The sequence below is a fragment of the Collinsella sp. AM18-10 genome (genome assembly GCF_003471585.1).
Classification (GTDB): Bacteria; Actinomycetota; Coriobacteriia; order Coriobacteriales; family Coriobacteriaceae; genus Collinsella.
On record NZ_QRJO01000002.1, the window covers coordinates 52345 to 70620 of the forward strand.

Genomic DNA, 18276 nt, shown 5'->3' on the forward strand with positions numbered 1-18276 from the left:
TTGCATTTGGCACCGAGATGCGCAATGCTGCCGGGCTGTCCACAGGCTATTGGATTGTCGGTGCATGAAAAAAGCCGACATCCCGCCTCGGGGAGGAGGCGGGAACACACCGAGTAGACGGAGGGGTGCGGAGCGCGGTCGCGTCTCGACTGACGACGTTGCCCATCGACAGGACCATTGTAGCGCATGGCGGTTCTTGGTTTATCGTGTCGAGCGTTTGCGTTGTGCCATTGCCTGCGGCAACGGTGTGTTACACTCTTGCACTGCTGAGTGGGCCAGACGGTCGCGCGATGTGCTGCTTGCAGTACGCGTGAGGAAAGTCCGGGCTCCAGAGGGCGGGATGCCGGCTAACGGCCGGGCGGAGTGATCCGACGGAAAGCGCCGCAGAAAAGAAGACTCCCACCTGCGCCGCAAGGCGTAAAGGGAAAAGCTGAAACGGTGGTGTAAGAGACCACCAGCGTCGTGGCAACATGGCGGCTTGGCAAGCCCCATCCGGAGCAAGCGCGAATAGGAACGCTATGGGCCGGCCCGGTCCGCGTTCGGGTAGCGTGCGTGGAGCTGCACGGTAACGTGCAGACAAGATAAATGACCGTTCACGACAGAACCCGGCTTATCGGCCCACTCGGCACTTTGTTGACGCTGCGAACCCGTCAGCGCGGCAATCTGCCTTTCAAACCTTCGGGCATGACCATAAGGTCAATGCCCTCGGCTTTCAAGGCACCTTGCTCGCGCTGACGGGTTCTCGCTTTCGTTGACGGAATCATCGGCGTTGCCATTCTTTTTACTAGGGTTATCGTATTATTGAGGCTGTTTGTTGCTGCGCTTTATTTTGTTGAGGGGCTTTGTTGGACAGCTATTTTACTCTGCAATTGAATATTGAGGCTTCGGGCGAGTTTGTGGACCGCAAGAGCCGGTTTATTGCCCAGCTGGTCCATATTGAGTCCGAGGACGAGGCGAATGCTTTTATCGAGATGGTTCGCAAGCGTCATTATGACGCTCGGCATAATGTGCCCGCGTGGATTTTGGTCGATGGACGCGAGCGCCAGAGCGATGATGGCGAGCCAAGCCGCACGAGCGGAATGCCGACGCTCGAGGTGCTGCGCGGTGCGGGACTTAAAAACGTATGCTGTGTTGTGACACGTTATTTTGGTGGCACGCTGTTAGGGCCCGGTGGCTTGGTGCGCGCCTATACCGCGGCGACGCAGGCGGCGGTGGCCGCGGCTCAGGAGGCCGGGCAGATCGTTGAGATGACGAGTGTCGTGCCGGTTGACGTGCATGTAGCCTATCCACAGTATGAGCAGGTGCTTCGCTTGGCGCAGGATTCGGGCGCCAAGGTTTCGGATACCGATTACGCGGATGCCGTGACACTTCACTTGGTGTTTAAAGCGGGGGAGCAGGAAGCGTTTTGCGCCAAGATGCGCGAGCTTATGGCGGGGCGCGAGGAGATTGAGGTCGGCGCTCCCGAATTTGCCGAGTTCTAACGGCGACGGCCGGCGTGCTTTTGGATGGATTCCAAGCGCGCCGGCCGTCGTTTTATGTCGCTGCCGTTTACTCGGCGAGCTGCTTTAGCACATCGCAGGCGATCTCGATGGCATCGTCGATGCAGCCGGGGCAGCTGCGGAGCGGACCCTTGTCCGATCCGATGCCCTTGAGCGTGCCGCAGATGGTCGTCGTGTTCTTCTCGCCAAAACGCTTGGCGATCTCGCGCGACAGCTTGTAGGTCTGGCCCTTGGTCTTGGGGTTTTCCATGCCATCGCTCATCACAAAGCCCATGATGGCCACCGCGCCCGAGATGGCGCCACAGGTCTCGGTCATGCCGCCCATGCCTGCGCCAAAGCCCTCGGTGAGGGTAAAGGCGACTTGGGGGTCAAGCCCGACGGCGGGCGCGAGCGTGCAGGCGACGGCCTGCGCGCAATTAAAGCCACGGGCGTGGTACTCGGCAGCCTGAGCCTGACAGGCGGCGGCGTCGAGCTGGGCTGTATCGATTTGCTTCATCGTTGTCTCCTTGGTCACGGTGTACCCGCCTATGGTACCCGTGACGAGGCATGTAATCATCGAGAGCTTCATGTATGCCTCATGTATATCCATCGAATAAATGCCTAAGGCTGAGACGAATGCCCCTGATTTATTTGTCTCATAACCTATCGGCGGGATGGGTTGAGAGGGGTGCGGGGTAGCGGTATCGTGAACCGAATAAAATCAAAACCCAAGTAAGGGAGTTGGATATGAGCGAGCAGACCATCGGTACCACGTGTGTTCAGGGCGGTTATCGCCCGGGCGATGCAGAGCCGCGTCAGGTGCCTATCTACCAGTCAACCACGTGGAAGTACGACACGTCCGAGCACATGGGCAAGCTGTTCGACCTGGAGGAGTCGGGCTACTTCTACAGCCGCCTGCAGAATCCCACGTGCGACCTGGTTGCCGCCAAGATCTGCGAGATGGAGGGCGGCACTGCTGCGATGCTCACGAGCTCGGGCATGGCTGCGAACTTCCTCGCCATCTTTAACGTGGCCGGTGCCGGCGATCATGTGGTCGCAAGCTCTGCTATCTACGGCGGTACCTACAACCTGCTTGCCCATACCATGGGTCGCATGGGCGTTACCTGCACGTTCGTTGCCCCCGACTGCACCGATGAGGAGCTCGAGGCTGCCTTTGAGCCCAACACCAAGCTCGTCTTTGGCGAGACGATCGCCAACCCCGCCCTTGCCGTGCTCGATATCGAGCGCTTTGCCAAGGCCGCGCATGACCACGGCGTGCCGCTGATGGTCGACAACACCTTCCCGACGCCCGTGATGTGCCGTCCCTTTGAGTGGGGCGCCGACATCGTTACGCACTCCACCACCAAGTATATGGATGGCCACGCTGCCTACCTGGGCGGCGTGATCGTCGACCACGGCCAGTTTGACTGGATGGCCCATGCGGACAAGTTCCCGGGTCTCACCACGCCCGACGAGAGTTATCACGGCGTGACCTATGCCGAGAAGTTTGGTCGCGAGGGCGCCTTCATTACCAAGGCCACCGCGCAGCTCATGCGCGATCTTGGCCCCATGCAGAACCCGCAGGCGGCGTTTTTCCTGAACAGCTCGCTCGAGAGCCTGCATGTGCGCATGCCGCGTCATTGCGAGAACGGCCTGGCCGTTGCCAAGTTCCTGCAGAGTCATCCCAAGGTGCGCTTCGTGAGCTATCCGGGCCTGGAGGGCGACAAATACTATGACCTGGCTCAGAAGTACATGCCCAACGGTACCTGTGGCGTCGTGAGCTTTGGCTTTAACGGCGGTCGCGCGGCAGCTGAGACCTTTATGAAGAGCCTCAAGCTCGCCCAGATCGCCACGCATGTGGCCGACGCCCGCACTTGCTGCCTGCATCCCGCTAACGCCACGCATCGCCAGATGAACGATGAGGAGCTCATCGCCTGTGGCATCTCCGCCGACATGGTGCGCCTGTCGTGCGGCCTCGAGGACACGGCCGACCTGATTGCCGACCTTGAGCAGGCTCTCGAGCAGTGCTAGGCTAGCGTTCGCATAAGTCGCCGATGCCGACAGAGGGCTTCGGCGACCTTTACGTTCCGATTCCGTAGGCGGGACCCCAATCGCGGCTGTTTGCAGGCGATTGGGGCCCCGTTTTTGTGTTGCGCCACTCGAAAGGATGGATATGGAGAAAACCGCAGAGCAGCTGCGCCGCGAGCACATTGCCCTAGAGGGCGACACCCATGGCAAGAACAAATGGGCGATTCTGTTTACCGTGCTCATCATGACGTTTATGGCGTGTCTGGATTCGACCGTCGTGACCGTGGCACTGCCCGTGATGCAAAAGGAGCTGGGCGTGGGCCTCGACCGCATCCAGCTGGTGAGCTCGGTGTATCTGCTTGCGACATGCGTGGCTATGCTGCCGTTTGGCCGTCTGGGCGACGTGCGCGGCAAGGTGGGCGTATTCCAGTTGGGCGTCATCGTCTTTACGGTCGGCTCGCTGCTGTGCGGCCTTTCGGCCTCGCTCGAGGTTCTTATCCTGGCACGTATTGTTCAGGGAGTCGGTTGCGCGGCGGCCATGGCTAACAACATGGGTATCATCACCGAGTCGTTTCCGGCGCGCGAGCGCGGTCGTGCCATGGGTATCCTCGCGACTTTCGTGGCCCTCGGCATGATGTGTGGTCCCGTGCTCGGCGGCATGTTGGTGGCAAGCTTTCCCTGGGAGAGCATCTTCCTCATCAACCTGCCCATTGGCGTCATCTCGCTTATCGTGGGGCTTTACACACTGCCGCATGTTAAGCCGGAGGCCGGCGAGCGCCCCATGTCGCTGGCGGAGGCCACGCGTCGCTGCTTTGCGAGTTCGGCTTTTACGATTAACTTGGCATGCATGCTTATTGTGTTTATCGGCATCGGTGCATCTGAGTTTGTGCTGCCGTTCTATTTCCAGGATGCCCATGGCTTTAGCTCCGATATTTCCGGACTGCTCTTTTTGGCGCTGCCGATGGTGAATGCCTTTATCGGGCCGCTTTCGGGTACGGTTTCGGACCGTGTTGGCTGCGAGGGTCCCACGGCGGTCGGCCTGGGTGTGTACGTATGCGGTCTCTTTGCGGTAAGCATGCTCGACGAGCACTCCTCCATCCCTGTGATCGTGTGCTGTGTCGCGTTTATGTCGTGCGGCACGTCGATTTTCCAGAGCCCCAATAACTCCCTGTACATGGGCTCGGCTCCGCGCGAAGCGCTCGGTTTTGCTGGCAGCTTGGGCAGTTTGGCGCGCTACGCTGGCATGGCAGTGGGCATTACGGCGGCGTCGCATATCCTGTATGGGCAGATGAGCGTGGCGATGGGCGAGGCCGTGACCAGTTTCGTTGCAGGCCGTCCGGATGTGTTCTTATTCGGCTTTCGCTCGGTGTTCTACGTGCTCATGGCTGTGGCCGCTGTGGGCTTTGCGCTCGCCATGGTGCGTTTGGTGAAGATGCGCGCCCGCCATTAGCGTGTTGGGAGGCTGTCTGCCACGATTCGCGCCGTCCCAAAAAGACTGGTTTGTGGTGCGATGTGGCTTGTGGGACGGGCGGGGGTCGGTCCGTGGTAGACTATCGAACAACGTTTATTAATCGCGCGGTATCGTTGCCGCGAGAAGGGGTTGCGCCATGCAGGAGCTTGAGGATCGTATTCGCCATGACGGCATCGTAAAGGCCGGTAACGTCCTTAAGGTTGATGCCTTCCTCAACCACCAGTGCGACGTTGAGCTGTTCGATCACATGGGCGCTGAGTGGGCCCGTCTGTTCGAGGGCGTCGAGATCAACAAGATCCTGACGATCGAGGCTTCGGGCATTGGCATGGCCTGCATCGCAGCTCAGCATTTTGGCGGCGTGCCGGTGGTCTTTGCCAAGAAGGCCCAGTCCATTAACCTCGACGGCGAGCAGTATGCTACGACCATCTACTCCTTTACCAAACAGAAGGAGTACCCGGTTATCGTGGGCAAGCGTTTCTTGTCCGAGGGCGATAAGGTCCTGATTATCGACGACTTCCTGGCCAACGGCTGCGCGCTTGAGGGTCTTATCAAGATCTGTGAGGCCGCGGGTGCCGAGGTTGCTGGCATTGGCATTGCGGTGGAGAAGGGCTTCCAGGGCGGTGGCGATAAGCTCCGCGAGCGCGGCTTCCGCGTTGAGAGCCTGGCTCGCATTGCCGATATGGACTGCGAGAACGGCGAGATCACCTTCGCCTAAGCGCGAAACACAAGCGATTGGTATGCGATGTGACAAAGGGACTGTCCCTTTGTCACATTTTTTTGTATGAGGGGAGGTGTTGATATGGATGAGAACAAGATGGGATGGCGCGAGTATGCGCGCTATGCCGCGATGGCGGCCGAGGAGCTGGCGCGCGATTGCGAGGTACAGGTGTTTCGCGCGACGGGTCCGGGCGGCCAGGGTGTGAACACGACGGACTCGGCGGTGCGCATGAAGCATATTCCTTCGGGGATTACCGTGACGGCGCGCGAGAGCCGCAGTCAGTTCCAAAATCGCTCGAGCTGCCTGCGTAAGCTGCGCGCCGAGCTTGAGCGTCGTGGGCGTCCGCCGCGCCGACGCGTAAAGACCAAGGTGCCTCAGCGCTCCCGCCAGCGCAGGCTCAACGACAAGCACTTCAATGCCATCAAAAAGGCTAACCGTCGCAAGCCGGGCAGCGACGAGTAGTCGATTGCTCCACTGGCCTTGCTAGCGGGCGGGGTGCCAAACTTGGAGGGCGCTGCCGAGGACGTCAACCTCGATGCGCGAGGCGACAATGGGCTCGCCGTCGGCCTGGATGGGGTAATCGGGCTGCTCGAAGGTGAGCTCGGCATGGCGGCAGCGGCGCATGCGTACCGGCGGAAGCTTGGTGTGGTGGCCGTCTTTGGCCGAAAGGAACATAGGCAGGGCAACGGCGCGGGGGACGGGGCCGCAGGCGTAGCAGACATCGAGTATGCCGTCGCAGGGGTCGGCATCGGGGCAGATGCGATAGCCCGAGCCATAGGTGGGGCCCAGCTGAATCGCCATGATAATCGCCCGCACGCGCTCGGCGGGCGCGCCGTCAAAGCTGACTGTCATGGGGTAGTTGCGATAGCGCAGACCAAACTGCTCAAGTCCCGAGAGGGTGTAGAGCGGCGCGCCTGTCAAGCCGGTCTGTTTGCGCAGCTCGGTGGTGCCAAGGCCGATGGCGGCATCGATGCCGACCGAAAGCGTCTGGTCATAATACTCGACCGTCGCCTCGCCGCTACCGCTTGCGGGGTTCCATGAGCGAATGCGCCCGATGTCCTGACGTTGCAGCTCGCAGGTGAGCAGCGCGCCAAAATCCTTGCCGGAGAAATCGTCGATACCGAGCGTTTGGGCAAAATCGTTGCCGGAGCCCACGGGCAGGACGGCAAGGGCGGGGCGGGCGTCCTGCTTTTGCTTCATAAGCCCATTGACGACCTCGTGGATCACGCCGTCGCCGCCAAGAGCGATAACGGTGCGGTAGCCCTGGGCCTGTGCGGCAAGTTCCTTGGCATGCCCCATGCGCTCGGTCAGTACCAAGTCAAACTGGGATGCGCGTGCAGTCATGTCCAAAAAGCGTTGCAGGCGCTCGGCAACTTCGCGCGCCGCACCCGACTGGGCGGCTGGGTTGGCGATGATGAGCGTGCGACCAAAATCAGTTGCGTGCATGGGGCGACTCCCGGCGTGTGACATGACAGTGCGGTCGCGCTCAGGTCGAATTGCCCCCGATTGTGGCTGCACGGCGAATACTAACGTCTACTCTATCAGGTCGTTGTGGCGCTCGATAGCATCCGCTACCGTACCGCCCTCATCCACAATAAGCGAACGGCGCTTGGGTGAGATGATGCGCTGGGCGGGGTACACGCCGCGGTGTCCGCCGGTTAGGTAGCTGATAAAGGCCACGATGGCAAAGAACCCGGCGGCCGTGCCGTGGAACAGGTCGATGGCCATCATGCAGGTGGTGATGGGCACGTTGAGGCCGGCGCAGAACACGCCGAGCATGCCGAGAGCCGCCAGAAAACTGGGGTCGAGCCCGGTAAGGCAACCGATCCAGCCACCGAGTGCCGCACCGATGCCAAACAGGGGCGTGACCTCGCCGCCTTGGAAGCCCGCGCCCAGGGTAAGCGCTGTGACGACCAACTTGATGACTGCGTCCGCCAGGGTGGTGTTGCCTGCAAATCCGGCGCCGGAAAGCCACGTGGAAAGGCCGGCGTAGTCCCAGGCGTCGAGCATCGCGTAGGCCGCGAGCACCACGAGTGCGCCTATAAGTGCGCGAATGAGGTAATTGGTGATAAAGCGACCGTACAGGTTCTTGACGGTTCGAACCGACCACGCAAAGAGGCGCGCGGTGAGACCAAAGATAATGGCGCTGATAACAACGATGGCAACCGTCCGCGGCGTCATGTCGGGGACGCTGGCGATGACATTCACTTCGTACTCGGTACCCAGGGCGAGTGATGTAAAGTAGCCGGTAAACGAGGCGACCAGGCAGTAGATGCCCGCGGTGTAGTCGATCTTGCCGATAAAGCACATCTCCATGCCAAAGAAAGCTCCGGCAAGGGGCGAACCGAATACGGCTCCAAAGGCCGACGAGATGCCGGCGAGCATGAGGTCGTGGTGGTCATGCTTTTTGAGGTGGGCGAGGTTCGAGATGTTGCTGGCGATGGTGCCGCCAATCTGCACCGCGGCTCCCTCGCGACCGGCCGATCCGCCCGTTAGGTGCGTGAGCGTGGAACAGACGAAGGTGAGGACGGCCATGCGCATATGGATGAGGCGTGTGCCCAGAGCGGAGTCGATGACCAGGTTGTTGCCACGCTTGGCGGCGAGGCCGTGGTTTTTGTACACCCATGCGGTGGCAACGCCCACAACGGGGAGCAGCGCGTAAATCCACTCATGGTGCTCGCGATAGTCGGTCGCGATATTCAGCGAGGCCAAAAACGCCCAAGCGGCAACGCCCATGGCGAGCGAGACGATGACGACGAGCGCGAGCAACTTGGCGCTCGCGAGTAGGTTGCGGGCGTTGCGGCGCGTGTCGGCAGCCAAGAGATGCTCGGAGCGGGTGAGCTGTTGCCTGCCTGCCATGATGACGTCATTAAGGGAGAAAAAGCCGCCGTCGTCGAGCGACTGGGAATGATCCTGCGCCTCGTTTGCGCTTTCGGGTTTGTCGGTAAAAGCCATACGTTCCTCTTTTGGGTTGCAACACGAGCATTATAGAACGTGCCAAACGTGACAAACCGGCTGGTTGGTTTTGGTTCTGTTTCGCCGTCCGTTACCGACAGGTGTATTCGTGGGCACGGGCCGTGTCGCCGTCGTGCGGCGCGGGATTATACTGAGATAAACATAAAGAATCGGCGCCCGTGATGTGCGCCGTTGCATGCTAGAGGTGTATATGGCAGAGAAACTCATTCCGTTGGAGGACGCACAGGCGATCGTCTTGTCGCACGTGAATCGCACCGGAGTTGTCGAGATTCCCGTGTGGCAGGCCGCCGGTCTTCCCTTGGCAGAGGACGCGGTGGCCGATATCGACATCTCGCCGTTTGCCAACAGCGCTATGGACGGATATGCCGTGCGCTCGGCGGATTTGGCGCAGGCATCTGGTGAGGCGCCGGTGACGCTCGACGTTATCGGACACGAGGCCGCGGGCCATGTGTTTGAGGGCACAATTGGCGCGGGCGAGACGGTCCGCATCATGACGGGCGCGCCGGTGCCCGAAGGTGCCGATGCCGTTGTGAAATACGAGATCGTTGATGTGCTCGACGGCGATGGCAACGAGGGCTCGCGTGCGAGGTTCTCGGCGCCGACAAAGGTGGGGGAGAACGTTCGCTCTGCCGCCGAGGAGGCCCATGCTGGCGATGTTGTGATGCACGCCGGCGAGGTCGTGGCTCCGGCGGGCGCTGGCTTGCTGGCGAGCGCCGGTTACGCGAGCGTGAAGGTCCATGCCGCTCCGCGCGTGGGCATCATCTCGCTGGGCACGGAGCTGGTCGCGCCGAACGAGCTGCCGGCGCGCGGGCAGATTCGCGACTCCAACTCGTCGGCGTTGATGGCCGAGGCGCTCGATGCCGGCGCCGAGCCCGTGTTCTACGGCATTGCGCCCGATGATGAGCGGGCGATTGCCGAGCTGGTGCATCGTGCCGTGCAGGAGTGCGATTTTGTCATTACGAGCGGTGGCGCCTCGGCAGGCGACTACGACTACGTGACGGCGCTGGTCCAGCGCGAGGGCGAGGTGCTGTTTGACCGCATCTCGATGCGTCCGGGCAAGGCCATCACGTTTGGGCTGCTCGGCGGCAAGCCGTATCTGGGGCTTTCGGGCAATCCCGCGGCGGCGTATGTGGGCTTTGAGATGCTCGCCCGCCCGGCGATCCGCAAGATGCGCGGTTTTGCCGAGGGGGCGCGTCCCGTGCAGCAGGCGATGCTCACGCACGGCGTGAAAAAGCGACAGCATCGCCGCTTCTTCGATCGCGCCACGGTTTTGCGCGACCCCGAGACCGGTGAGCTGTTGGTGACCGAGGCCAAGACGCAGAATTCGGCGTTGCTCGGCACTATGCAGCGGGCCAACTGCCTGCTGCGTATTGACGAAGGTCCGTGCGAGCTCAAGGCGGGCGACATCGTGGATGTTGTGCGTGTCGACCTGCCTGAGGGCGCCGTGTTGTAGGAGGAATGCTATGGAGCTGAAGATATCGATCGTGACGTGTTCGGATACGCGGGACCTTGCCCAGGACGAGGCTGGAGCCGCACTCGAGGAACTTATCGAGGCGCAGGGCTGGACGGTCGTCTCACATCTGGTCGTGCGCGACGACGTCAGCGAGATCGGTGATGCCATTGTGGAAGCCGCCGATGAGTGCCACGCCAATGTCGTGCTCACCTGCGGCGGCACGGGGCTTTCGATGCGCGATGTGACGCCCGAGGCGACGCGTGCCGTCTGCGATCGCGAGGTGCCGGGTATTGCCGAGGCGATCCGTGCGTACTCGATGACCAAGACGCGCCGCGCCATGCTCTCGCGCGCTATTTGCATGCAACGAGGTCATACACTTGTCGTAAACTTTCCCGGTTCTACGAAGGCCGCTCGCGAAAGCTGGGAGGCCATAGCGGACCAGCTGGAGCATGCGGCTCAGATGACAGCGGGCGGCGGACATACCAACTAAGCGGTTTACCTGCGGCGGAGCGACCTGAACGGCTGCTCCGCCTTTTATTTGCGCCCAAGGGGACGGCATTCTGTAGGCATGCTTGAAACTATATTCTCAGACGAGAATAATTTCTCATAATCATTATTCGCACCGAAGTATAATCTAATTACAGAATAAAGCCCGCGGTGGGGTACCCGGGCATAAGGTCCGAAAGGGTTGAACATGTTCGATATGGTTTCTCGCCGCGGATTCGTCTCGCTCTCTGCTGTCGCCGCTGCCGGCCTTGGCCTTGCCGGCTGCTCTGGCAACAAGACGTCTGAGCCGACTGGCTCCGATGCCGGTTCTGCTAAGGCATCTTCCAAGAAAGCTGTCGAGCTGCAGGTCTTTGCCGCCAACTCGCTCGAGAAGGCTCTGCCCGAGGTTCAGGAGCTTTACACCGAGCAGACCGGTACCACGTTTGCCGACACGCAGTTTAAGGCGTCTGGCGACCTCGTTGAGCAGATGCGCGCCGGTGCCACGGTCGACGTGCTCATCACCGCTTCCAAGGGCACCATGGACGACGCCGAGGCCGTCGAGCTCGTCGATGCCGACACGCGTGAGGATATGTTCGTCAACGATCTTGTGATCATTCGCGCTGAGGGCTCCGACACCAAGATCGAGGCCATCGCCGGCGTCGCGAACCTGGACGGCAAGATCGCCATCGGCGACGCCAAGACCGTCCCCGCCGGCAAGTACGCCAACCAGGCGTTGGCTTCCGTGGGCCTCTACACCGGCACCGAAGGCGACGACGGCGAGTATGCTCCCGAGATCGCCGACAAGGTCGCACTGGCCGACAAAGTTGGTACCGCTGCCGCCTATGTGTCCACAGGCGACTGCGTGGCCGGTTTTGTCTACAGCTCCGATATCTTCCGCTACGACGGCATCGAGGAGGCGTTCGTGTGTCCCGAGGACTCGCACAAGCCCATCGTGTATCCGGGCGCCGTTGCCGAGAGCTCCGAACATGCCGACGAGGCTAAGGCGTTCATCGACTTTTGCCTGTCCAACAAGAAGGCTCAGAAGATTTGGGCTAAGTACGGCTTTGAGCTTTCCGCGTAGTGCGGCTTGGCGCGATAATTCCATCGTTTTGTGTTTCACTCCGTCCTTGTATTCGCTTGGAGCTTTTCGTGCTTAATAGATTCCGCATGCTTGTCGCCTGTGCTTTGACCTTCGCGCTTTGCTGGATGCCGGGATTTGCGTTTGCTGGGGACGCTGAGGACGGGGCCCAGGTTGCTGCGACCGCTCATGGGCTTTCCTATGGGATCGAGGGTTTTGAGCGGTTGGCCAAGGGGACCGCTCGTGCCATGGAGGGCCAGCCTGAGGGCTACCGGTTTCCCGTTGACGAGGACGTGGACCTTGTAGCGGCGCCTGCTGCCGATCGCGTTGTGGTGTGGATATCGCCCAAGGCGGTCGAGAAGTTTGGATTGGATCCGCAGGACAACGAGTGCGTATCGGGTCTCAAAGCCCTCGTCTGTGAGCTCGACAGCTCAAACTGCATGGGAGGTGCGCAGCTAGGGGACGTGGATCTTCCTTGGTATGTCACGGCGGAAACAACGTTTGATACCGGCGGGTATACCTATGGCTTTGACGAGCGTGGTACGGATGGGGACCGCTATGTGGTGATTGCATCAGCCTCGGGTGATGCCAAGGGCGGCGCGCGTTGGCTTGATAGCGCTCAAATGGTAGAGGCATCGTCTGCCGTGTTGCGGGATGAGCGGGGGCCCTTGACCTCTCTGGCCTCCTTTTTGGGCGACATCGACTATCGCCCGTTTTGGGTGTCCATTAAAACGAGCGGCCTTGCCCTGCTGATCTCCTTTGCGCTGGGCCTGTTCGCCGCGTGGAAGACTATGGGTACCTCGAGCCGCATCAAGGGCCTGCTCGATTCGGTCTTTACGATTCCTATGGTGCTGCCGCCCACGGTCTGCGGCTTTCTGCTTCTCATGCTGTTTGGCCGCTCGACCGGGGTGGGCCAGTGGCTCATCGCGCACGGCATCTCGATCGTCTTTACCTGGCCCGCGGCGGTGATATCTGCCGTGGTAGTGTCGTTTCCGCTGGTCTACCGCACGACGCTCGGAGCCTTCGAGAGCCTCGACACGCAGATGCTCGACGCCGCGCGAACCCTGGGATGGTCCGAGCGTCGCATTTTTACCAAGCTTATGATGCCGCTTGGCTGGCCCTCGATTGCCGCCGGCACGGTGCTCGCCTTTGCCCGCGCGATGGGCGAGTTCGGTTGCACCCTGTTCTTTGCGGGCAACTACGCTGGCATTACCCAGACCATCCCCATCGCCATCTACTTTGAGTGGATGGGCGGCAACACGTCGGTGGCGCTCTTTTGGGTCATCGTCGTAATCGTGTTCAGCTTCCTGGTCATTCTGTTCATCAATATGTACACGGCGCATTCGCAAAAGTACCGTGAGCGCGGCCTGTCCCGCGCAGAGCGCAAGCAGGCCAAGCAGCTGGGCGGCCAGACCGATTCGCTCGACCCAGTCGGCGGCGATGCACTGCGTATCGATCGCGAGGCGCTGGCCGAGCTTATGCGCGATGACACGGTCGCAAAGGGAGGTCGATAAGCCATGTCGCTTGTTCTGGCTATCAAAAAGCGCTATCCGGGGTACACTCTCGACATGCAGCTTGAGGCCGGCGAAGAGCGCGTGGCGCTGCTGGGCGCCTCGGGTTGTGGCAAGAGCTGCACCTTGCGTTGCATTGCCGGCGTGGAGACGCCCGACGAGGGCGAGATCGTCGTCAACGGCGTGACCTTCTTTGACTCGGCGGCGGGTATCAACCTGTCGCCCCAGGAGCGCAAGTGTGCCCTGCTGTTCCAAAACTATCAGCTGTTTCCCAACATGACGGTGGCCGATAACGTATGCGCCGGTGTAAAGGACGCGGGTGACGCCGCCGCGCGCAAAACGCTCGCCGAGCGCTATCTGAGCATTTTCGGTCTGGCCAATTTTGCCGATCGCTATCCCGCGCGCCTCTCGGGCGGCCAGCAGCAGCGCGTGGCGCTCGCGCGCATGGTGGCGGCGCACCCGGGCATCTTTATGTTCGACGAGCCCATGAGCGCGCTCGATGCTTACCTTAAGAGCGCGCTCGAGCAGAACATGCTCGACCTGTTCGACGTGTGCAACCGCACCGTGCTCTACGTGAGCCACGACATCGACGAAGCGTGCCGCCTGTGCCAACGCATCTGCGTGATGCATAGCGGGCACATTGAGGAGATTGGTTCTGTCGAGGACGTAGTTCGCCGCCCGCAGACACTGGCGGCGCTGCGCCTGACGGGCTGCAAGAACACGAGCCGTGCGCGCAAGATCGGCTACGAAGAAGTTGAGGCCCTCGATTGGGGCATGACCTTTAACGTGGGCCGCGAGGTCCCCGATGATGTGGCGTACCTGGGGATTCGTGCAAGTTACTTCCATGTTGACAACCGTGCCGAACGGGGCCGCAACAGCTACGATTTGCACGTGGCCCGTGTGAGCGATTCGCGTTTTGAGCGCTTGGTGCTGTTGGATGTGCCACGTACCGATGCGCCGACTCGCCTGCAGTGGAAGGTCAACAAGGTGGGCGTACCTGTAGAGGAGTTGCCACAGGCGGGGGAGACCTTGCGCATGCATTTTGATGCGAGCAGGATTCATTTGGTTTGTCGATAGCGCCGGGTAATGCCGTCGGGGGATATAAGCCTCGGCGGCTTTGTTTTTGCCGTTCACCGAATGAGGGATGACAAACTCTTATCAATCAAGATAATAATTTATTGAATGACGGAACACGACGCTGTCGTACGAATGTCAACGGTGTTCGCATGGTCGATGACCGTTGATATAGTTGACCTCAACTTGTAAAGGAGGGTGCGCACATGCCGCAGACGACATACATTCGCCGCGTTGCCGCGCGCGCCCTGTATATGGCTCGGAGTCGCATATGAGCAGGTATGTTCACGGCTCCGGGAGAGACGACACGCAGCTAAATAACCGAACGCAAGGCAGGTTCCCCAAAATTCCGGGTTTAGGCGCGGCTGGGTTTTCGCCACCCACCGTGCAGCAATACCGTAGCTATTCATATTTGGTTCGAGAGGGGAACCGTCATGGCTGAAGAATTTGATTTCCATCCGATGTGGGAGAGCCTCGGCATGAATCTTGCCGACCACGACATGCTGCTGGGCGCCGTGGGCCAGATGTACGGCGATATGTTCTTGACGCAGAACAATCGCCCCAAGTCCACGTCCTACCTGGACTTTGTGGCCAGCAACATCCACAGCGGCCGTATTAAGGAGATGCTCGACAAGAAGGAGGCCGGCGAGGCCACCAAGATCGTCGGTTCGTTCTGCGTGTACGTGCCCGAGGAGATCGTGCTTGCCTGTGACGGCATTCCCGTTGGCCTGTGCTCGGGCGCCGATTGGGCAACGGACAAGGTCGAGGAGCACCTGCCGCGCAACACCTGTCCGCTTATCAAGAGCTTTGCCGGCTTTAAGCTGGGCGAGGTCTGCCCCTACATCGAGTCGAGTGACCTGGTGGTGGGCGAGAACACCTGCGATGGCAAGAAGAAAGCCTACGAGTTCTTTGCCACGCAAAAGAACATGTACGTCATGGATATTCCCAACGTGCACGACGAGTCGACGCTCGTGACCTGGAAGGCCGAGGTCAAGAAGCTCGCCGCCAAGATCGAGGAAGAGTGTGGCGTCAAGATTACGCCCGAGCGTCTGAAGGCCGCCATCCACGCCGTCAATGAGAAGCGCCGCGCCCTGCAGCGCCTCGCTGCCACGCGCGCTGCCGACCCAGCGCCCATCAGCGGTCTCGACAGCCTGCTGACCGTTCAGGCCGCCTTTATGGACGACACGCCGCGTCTGACCGGAGCCATCAACGATATGGCGGCTGAGTGCGAGCAACGTGTCGAGGCCGGCGAGGGCGTGGCGCCCAAGGGGACCAAGCGCATCCTGTACACCGGTACGCCCATGGCTGTGCCCAACTGGAAGCTGTTCAACCTCATCGAGAAGGCCGGCGGCGTTGTGGTGGGCGAGGAGTCCTGCACGGGTTCGCGCTATTACAAGGACCTGGTCGATGAGTCCGGTGAGACGGTTGACGAGATGCTCGATGCTATCGCCGAGCGCTACTTTAAGATCAACTGCGCCGTCTTTACGCCCAACGACCAGCGTATGAAGGACATTGTCCAGATGGCCAAGGACCTGCATGCCGACGGCATTGTCGACGTGGCTCTGCAGTTCTGCACGCTCTACGAGATGGAGTCGTTTGCCGTGGAGAAGGCTGCCGAGGAGGCAGGCATTCCGTTTATGCACATCACGACCGACTACGCCGGTGAGGATGCAGGCCAACTGCAAACCAGGATCGAGGCCTTCTTGGAAACCATTTAGGGCTATCCGTCCCGGCGGCTTTTCCAGGCACCCGATCTTGCCGTTCAAACCGTCGCTTGCGTGCGAAAGTACGCGGCGGGCCTCTTTCACGGCAACCTCGGGCACCTGGGAAAGCCGCTTCCTTGGTTGGTTAAAAGGTTTAAGAGTTATATGTCGGAAAATATTGAGCAGCCGTTGCCCAGCACGTTTGAGGAGTTCAACGAGCAGCGCAAGGCGGCGTTTATTCGCGTCAAGGATTACAAGCAGGCCGGTAATCGCCTGATCGGTTTTCTGTGCAGCTACACGCCGCTCGAGATTATCGATGCCGCGGGCGCTGCAAGTGTGGCCTTGTGCGGTACGTCCGATGAGGTGATTCCCGAGGCCGAGAAGGTGCTGCCGGCAAATCTGTGTCCGCTCATCAAATCGACGTACGGCTTTGCCTACTCGCAAAAGTGCCCGTTTACGTACTTTAGCGACATGATCATCGGCGAGACCACCTGCGACGGCAAGAAGAAGATGTACGAGCTGCTCAACGAGCTCAAGCGCACGCACATTCTGCATCTTCCGCAGGGCCGCGATCGCGCTTATGAGCGTGAGGGCTGGTACGAGGAGTGCCGCCTGCTCAAGGAGGAGCTCGAGAACTTCTACGGCATCACGATTACCGACGACGACCTGCGCGCCGCCGTCCGTCGTCGCAACCGCTTGCGTGCGGCCCAGCTCGAGATGTTTGCGTTGCAGGCTAACCAGCCGGCGGCCATGAGCGGCGTCGACCTGATGAGCACGATGTTTGCCGGTACGTTCAGCTTTGATATTGAGGCCTATACGGAGCAGCTGGAGCAAAAGGTCGCCAAGCTGCGCGAGGCCTACGACGCGGGCGAGCGCCCGGTTGCGGCGGATGCCAAGCGCATCCTGATCACCGGCTGCCCTGTGGGCGGCGTGATTAACAAGATCGGTCGCACCATCGAGTCCAACGGCGGCGTGGTCGTGTGCATGGACGATTGCTCGGGCGAGCGCACGGCGGCCATGATGATCGATCCGGAGGCTCCCGACATCCTGCGTGCCATCGCCGACCGCTACCTGGACATCAACTGCTCGGTCATGACGCCCAACGATGGTCGTATGGAAAACACGCTGGCCATGTGCGAGAAGTATCACGTCGATGGCGTAGTGGAGAGCGTGCTCCAGGCGTGCCATACCTTTAACGTGGAGAGCGCACGCATGCAGGAAGCTGTCGAGGGTGCGGGCATTCCGTACATGAAGATTGAGACCGACTACAGCAACGGTGATATGGGCCAGATCGAGACCCGCATCGCCGCCTTCATCGAAACCCTCTGACGTCTGAGGCGCCCGACCTTCCGGCTCCAACCCTCCTCGCGTACCTTGAGTACGCTTCGTCGGGCTTGTCGCTCGGAATCTCGGGCACCTCAGACGCCAGAGGGCCGTTGTTGCAGCAGTGTCTGATCGTTTGATTTTCTTGCTGATTAGGAGAGAGCCATGATAGGGATCGGGATCGATATCGGGTCTACGGCGGCTAAGGCTGCCGTGGTCGATGGGGAGGGTTCGGTGGCGTGGGCGTGCGTGCAGCCCACCGGGTTCTCGTCGGTCGATGCGGCCGAGCGCCTACGCGGTGAACTCGCCGCAGCCGGCTATGACGTGACGGGCGACGATGTTCGCGTGGTCGCGACTGGCTACGGCCGCATCGCGGTGCCCTATGCTCACAGGGTCGTGACCGAGATCACCTGCCACGGCGTCGGTGCCGTGCGCCTGTTTGGCGAGCGGGGCACGGTGATCGACGTGGGCGGCCAGGACACCAAGGTCATTCAGCTTAAAAGTGGCCGCGTGGCCAAGTTCGCCATGAACGACAAGTGTGCCGCCGGCACGGGGCGCTTTCTGGAGATCATGGCCGACCGCCTAGGCATTTCCCAGCAGCAGATGGCCGACCTGGCGCGTTCCGGCGAGCCCACCAAGATCAGCAGCATGTGCACGGTGTTTGCCGAAAGCGAGGTCATCAGCCTGATCGGTCGCGGTGAGCCGCGCGAGAACATTGCGCGTGGCGTGATCGACAGCGTGGTCTCGCGCGTGGCGACCATGGCCGGGCAGGCCGCGGGCGCCCCGTACTACCTGACCGGTGGCCTGTGCGAGAACGCCTTCGTGGTGGAGCGGTTGGGCGAGCTACTGGGGTCGCCGGTGACCACCTCGCCCCAGGCCCGCTTTGCCGGTGCCATCGGCGCGGCGATTCGCGCACAGGCGCTCGATTAATGCATCGGCCGTGGGCCTGCATTCATGCGTATACTGGGAGGAAATGA

Annotated in this window: 15 protein-coding genes, 1 other RNA gene and 1 pseudogene; 14 read left to right on the forward strand and 3 right to left on the reverse strand. The window is 60.9% G+C overall.

What is annotated here, in order from left to right; translation table 11 throughout:
• The first annotated feature begins 267 nt into the window (after positions 1-267).
• Both rnpB and DW211_RS02265 read left to right on the forward strand, forming a co-directional pair.
• Positions 268-629: RNase P RNA component class A (gene rnpB / locus DW211_RS02260), an RNA gene on the forward strand.
• Positions 630-842: 213 nt separating this feature from the next.
• Positions 843-1481, forward strand: coding sequence for a YigZ family protein (locus DW211_RS02265; protein WP_199576637.1), 639 nt, complete (start codon positions 843-845; stop codon positions 1479-1481).
• A 67-nt stretch (positions 1482-1548) separates the two neighbouring features.
• Here the strand turns inward: DW211_RS02265 and DW211_RS02270 are convergent, their stop codons facing one another.
• On the reverse strand, positions 1549-1995 hold the full coding sequence (locus tag DW211_RS02270) for a C-GCAxxG-C-C family protein (protein WP_233540866.1): 447 nt from the start codon (positions 1993-1995) through the stop codon (positions 1549-1551).
• Between the two features lie 230 nt (positions 1996-2225).
• Here DW211_RS02270 and DW211_RS02275 point away from each other — a divergent pair, with 230 nt between their 5' ends.
• The 4 genes and pseudogenes from DW211_RS02275 to DW211_RS02290 all read left to right on the forward strand — a co-directional run.
• A complete protein-coding gene (locus DW211_RS02275; RefSeq protein ID WP_118258969.1) occupies positions 2226-3509 on the forward strand; it encodes an O-acetylhomoserine aminocarboxypropyltransferase/cysteine synthase family protein in 1284 nt (427 codons plus the stop codon).
• 142 nt (positions 3510-3651) lie between these two features.
• Complete coding sequence (locus tag DW211_RS02280) at positions 3652-4956, forward strand: MFS transporter (protein ID WP_118258971.1); 1305 nt, start codon at positions 3652-3654, stop codon at positions 4954-4956.
• Between the two features lie 157 nt (positions 4957-5113).
• Positions 5114-5692 (forward strand): xanthine phosphoribosyltransferase, encoded by a 579-nt coding sequence (locus tag DW211_RS02285; RefSeq protein WP_089571612.1) that lies wholly within the window; start codon positions 5114-5116, stop codon positions 5690-5692.
• A 156-nt stretch (positions 5693-5848) separates the two neighbouring features.
• A pseudogene (locus DW211_RS02290) lies at positions 5849-6157 on the forward strand (peptide chain release factor-like protein); the annotation flags it as partial.
• A gap of 21 nt (positions 6158-6178) precedes the next feature.
• Here DW211_RS02290 and DW211_RS02295 read toward each other — a convergent pair.
• Both DW211_RS02295 and DW211_RS02300 read right to left on the reverse strand, forming a co-directional pair.
• Positions 6179-7141 carry a diacylglycerol kinase family protein gene (locus DW211_RS02295; protein WP_118258973.1) on the reverse strand — a complete coding sequence of 321 codons (963 nt, stop codon included), beginning with the start codon at positions 7139-7141 and terminating at the stop codon, positions 6179-6181.
• A gap of 87 nt (positions 7142-7228) precedes the next feature.
• Positions 7229-8650: a chloride channel protein gene (locus tag DW211_RS02300; RefSeq protein WP_199576646.1), complete on the reverse strand. Its 1422-nt coding sequence runs from the start codon at positions 8648-8650 to the stop codon at positions 7229-7231.
• Between the two features lie 211 nt (positions 8651-8861).
• On the opposite strand from DW211_RS02300, the gene glp reads away from it, so the two are divergent.
• The 8 genes from glp to DW211_RS02340 all read left to right on the forward strand — a co-directional run bounded on the left by glp (position 8862) and on the right by DW211_RS02340 (position 18229).
• The gene (gene glp, locus DW211_RS02305; RefSeq protein ID WP_118258975.1) at positions 8862-10124 is read left to right on the forward strand and encodes a gephyrin-like molybdotransferase Glp; all 1263 of its coding nucleotides are present in this window, start codon (positions 8862-8864) and stop codon (positions 10122-10124) included.
• Between the two features lie 10 nt (positions 10125-10134).
• On the forward strand, positions 10135-10614 hold the full coding sequence (locus DW211_RS02310; protein WP_118258977.1) for a molybdenum cofactor biosynthesis protein B: 480 nt from the start codon (positions 10135-10137) through the stop codon (positions 10612-10614).
• Between the two features lie 204 nt (positions 10615-10818).
• Complete coding sequence (gene modA / locus DW211_RS02315; RefSeq protein WP_118258979.1) at positions 10819-11691, forward strand: molybdate ABC transporter substrate-binding protein; 873 nt, start codon at positions 10819-10821, stop codon at positions 11689-11691.
• 68 nt (positions 11692-11759) lie between these two features.
• Positions 11760-13202, forward strand: coding sequence for a molybdate ABC transporter permease subunit (gene modB / locus DW211_RS02320; RefSeq protein WP_233540922.1), 1443 nt, complete (start codon positions 11760-11762; stop codon positions 13200-13202).
• Between the two features lie 3 nt (positions 13203-13205).
• Positions 13206-14276 carry a sulfate/molybdate ABC transporter ATP-binding protein gene (locus DW211_RS02325; RefSeq protein WP_118258982.1) on the forward strand — a complete coding sequence of 357 codons (1071 nt, stop codon included), beginning with the start codon at positions 13206-13208 and terminating at the stop codon, positions 14274-14276.
• A gap of 431 nt (positions 14277-14707) precedes the next feature.
• The gene (locus DW211_RS02330) at positions 14708-15991 is read left to right on the forward strand and encodes a double-cubane-cluster-containing anaerobic reductase (RefSeq protein ID WP_117798171.1); all 1284 of its coding nucleotides are present in this window, start codon (positions 14708-14710) and stop codon (positions 15989-15991) included.
• A 150-nt stretch (positions 15992-16141) separates the two neighbouring features.
• Positions 16142-17305, forward strand: coding sequence for a double-cubane-cluster-containing anaerobic reductase (locus DW211_RS02335; protein WP_118258984.1), 1164 nt, complete (start codon positions 16142-16144; stop codon positions 17303-17305).
• Positions 17306-17464: 159 nt separating this feature from the next.
• Positions 17465-18229: an acyl-CoA dehydratase activase gene (locus DW211_RS02340; RefSeq protein ID WP_118258986.1), complete on the forward strand. Its 765-nt coding sequence runs from the start codon at positions 17465-17467 to the stop codon at positions 18227-18229.
• Positions 18230-18276: the final 47 nt, after the last annotated feature.

Coding starts and splice junctions, on each gene's coding strand:
- DW211_RS02310 (WP_118258977.1), top strand. CDS start 10,135: ATGGAGCTGAAGATATCGATCGTGACGTGTTCGGATACGCGGGACCTT.
- glp (WP_118258975.1), top strand. CDS start 8,862: ATGGCAGAGAAACTCATTCCGTTGGAGGACGCACAGGCGATCGTCTTG.
- DW211_RS02280 (WP_118258971.1), top strand. CDS start 3,652: ATGGAGAAAACCGCAGAGCAGCTGCGCCGCGAGCACATTGCCCTAGAG.
- DW211_RS02330 (WP_117798171.1), top strand. CDS start 14,708: ATGGCTGAAGAATTTGATTTCCATCCGATGTGGGAGAGCCTCGGCATG.
- DW211_RS02285 (WP_089571612.1), top strand. CDS start 5,114: ATGCAGGAGCTTGAGGATCGTATTCGCCATGACGGCATCGTAAAGGCC.
- DW211_RS02335 (WP_118258984.1), top strand. CDS start 16,142: ATGTCGGAAAATATTGAGCAGCCGTTGCCCAGCACGTTTGAGGAGTTC.
- DW211_RS02295 (WP_118258973.1), bottom strand. CDS start 7,141: ATGCACGCAACTGATTTTGGTCGCACGCTCATCATCGCCAACCCAGCC.
- DW211_RS02325 (WP_118258982.1), top strand. CDS start 13,206: ATGTCGCTTGTTCTGGCTATCAAAAAGCGCTATCCGGGGTACACTCTC.
- DW211_RS02275 (WP_118258969.1), top strand. CDS start 2,226: ATGAGCGAGCAGACCATCGGTACCACGTGTGTTCAGGGCGGTTATCGC.
- modA (WP_118258979.1), top strand. CDS start 10,819: ATGTTCGATATGGTTTCTCGCCGCGGATTCGTCTCGCTCTCTGCTGTC.
- DW211_RS02300 (WP_199576646.1), bottom strand. CDS start 8,650: ATGGCTTTTACCGACAAACCCGAAAGCGCAAACGAGGCGCAGGATCAT.
- DW211_RS02340 (WP_118258986.1), top strand. CDS start 17,465: ATGATAGGGATCGGGATCGATATCGGGTCTACGGCGGCTAAGGCTGCC.
- DW211_RS02270 (WP_233540866.1), bottom strand. CDS start 1,995: ATGAAGCAAATCGATACAGCCCAGCTCGACGCCGCCGCCTGTCAGGCT.